Source organism: Paracoccus shandongensis (assembly GCF_017315735.1).
Lineage (GTDB): Bacteria > Pseudomonadota > Alphaproteobacteria > Rhodobacterales > Rhodobacteraceae > Paracoccus > Paracoccus shandongensis.
Map to the genome: position 1 here is coordinate 1 of NZ_JAFLRK010000077.1, position 1,512 is coordinate 1,512.

Sequence of the window (1,512 nt, forward strand, 5' to 3'; positions counted from 1 at the left end):
AATGGTACGGCGATCTGGTCAGCGAAAACGACCTCGACAGCTTTGCACAAGAGGTCCGCAGGAAGAGCCGCACGGTACAGGGAGAGGTGGCTGCCTAGGGATCGCCCCCGACGCTGACAACAGGCCCGCCGGAACCGGATGGTTCGGCGGGCCAGACCGTGATCATTCCTTCGCAGATATCCAGAATGAGGCGGAAACTGTGATCGAAGCGGCTTGTTGTCCTGGCGGCGATGCAGGCCGTTGCACCGGCCAGATGCGGGACGCCCGGCCGGTGCGGTCTGGATCAACCCTCGGCCATCGCCTCGACCGAGATGCGGACCTGAACATCATCCGACACGGCGGGGGCGAACATCCCCAGGTTGAAGTCGCTGCGCTTCAGCGTGGTGGTCGCGGAAAAGCCCAGCCAGGGCTTGTTTGCCATCGGGTGGTTGCCCTGCTGGTTCAGCACGGTGTCCAGCACGGTTTCCTTTGTCACCCCGTTCAGCGTCAGATCGCCCGTGATCAGCGCGGTCTTGTCGCCCGTCACCTCGATGGATTTCGACACAAAGGTCACTTCGGGCGCGGCGGCCTCGCTGCCGAAGAAGTCGGGGGACAGGAAGTGTTCGTCGCGGCCCTTGTCGCCGGTCATCAGCGAGGCGACGGGGAAGCTGGCGCTGACGGTCGATGCGGCGGGGTTTTCGGCGTCAAAGGCGATGGTGCCCGTCACGCCGCTGAACATGCCCGTGGTGGTGGAAAAGCCCAGGTGGTTGTAGTCGAAGACGACCTGGCTGTGGGTGGTGTCGAAGGCATAGGTCTGCGGCTCGGCCAGGGCGGCGGTGGCGGCAAGGGCCAGGGCGGCGGTCAGGGCGGCGGTCTTGAACATGGGAAAACTCCTTGGGGGTTGTGGCGTGATGCCGGGGGAAAAGGGGGATCAGCGGGTGGCGGTCAGGCTGACCGTCAGCCGGACGGGAAAGCCGATGGTGGCTTCGTCGCCATAGCCCGCGCCAATGGTCCAGTCGCGGCGGTCGAGCGTGGTTTCGCCCGACACCGTGGCGATGCCGTCGGTGATGGACAGCGCGAAGGGCAGGGTCACGGGGGCGTCATGGCCCTTGAGCGACAGGGTGCCTTCCGCCACATGGCCCGCGCCCTCGGGACGGATGGCGGCGGTGAAGACGGCTGTCGGATGCGCGGCGGTGTCGAAGAAATCCGCGCCCTTGGCCTGGTCGGTGACGGTGCCGATGGTCACGGAATTCATGTTGATCGTGACCGTCACCTGGCCCGTCCCGGTATCGGGGTCAAAGTCGATACCGGCGGTCCAGTCGGAAAAGCCGCCCGCGACCTCGGTTCCCATCTGGCGGATGGAAAAGCCAAGCGTGCCTTCCGTCACGCGCCATTCCGACGCCGCCTGCGCCAGAGGCGCGGATTGCGGTTCCGGGGCGCGCGGGGCCAGGGCCAGGGCGGTGCCCGCCGCGAAGACGGCGATGGCGGCCAGGGCGGGCGTCCGGTGGCGGCGCGCGGTGGCGGGGCCCGCAG

Annotated in this window: 2 protein-coding genes; both read right to left on the bottom strand. The window is 67.2% G+C overall.

Annotated elements, in window-relative coordinates; genetic code table 11:
• Window positions 1-283 precede the first annotated feature (283 nt).
• Window positions 284-862 (bottom strand): YceI family protein, encoded by a 579-nt coding sequence (locus JX613_RS19655; protein WP_207103161.1) that lies wholly within the window; start codon window positions 860-862, stop codon window positions 284-286.
• A 48-nt stretch (window positions 863-910) separates the two neighbouring features.
• Window positions 911-1,512, bottom strand: a 602-nt coding sequence (locus JX613_RS19660; protein ID WP_207103162.1) for a YceI family protein, incomplete at its 5' end; no start/stop codon positions are given.